This is a genomic window from Streptomyces torulosus (genome assembly GCF_001419765.1).
GTDB classification, from domain to species: domain Bacteria; phylum Actinomycetota; class Actinomycetes; order Streptomycetales; family Streptomycetaceae; genus Streptomyces; species Streptomyces torulosus.
Map to the genome: position 1 here is coordinate 1 of NZ_LIRK01000651.1, position 275 is coordinate 275.

At 76.7% G+C, this 275-nt stretch carries 1 protein-coding gene; it reads right to left on the reverse strand.

Features of this window, described 5'->3' with window-relative positions:
- Positions 1 to 116: 116 nt before the first annotated feature.
- A partial coding sequence (locus tag AOK23_RS52125; RefSeq protein WP_420823783.1) for an SCO7613 C-terminal domain-containing membrane protein occupies positions 117 to 275 on the reverse strand: 159 nt, incomplete at its 5' end.

Consider the following 275-nt stretch of genomic DNA (forward strand, 5'->3'; position numbering starts at 1 on the left):
ACGGGGGCACCTTGGGGGGCGGGGAACTGCGGGCTCCCTGAGGGGCGCGCAGTTCCCCACCCCCCTCAGGGAGCGCCGGCCCTCGGGCCCCCAAGGGGCGCTGGACCTTGGGACCGTCAGCTCATCTTCCCGAGGGCGTCGCGCATCCGGCGTGCGTCGCGCAGGCGCTGCTCGTACGTGGCGCCCGCCGCCAGCAGGACCAGGCCGGCCAGGGCCGGAGGCGCCCAGCGGGGGAGGGCGTCGACCACCTGGGCGATGTACGGGGCCAGTTCGTG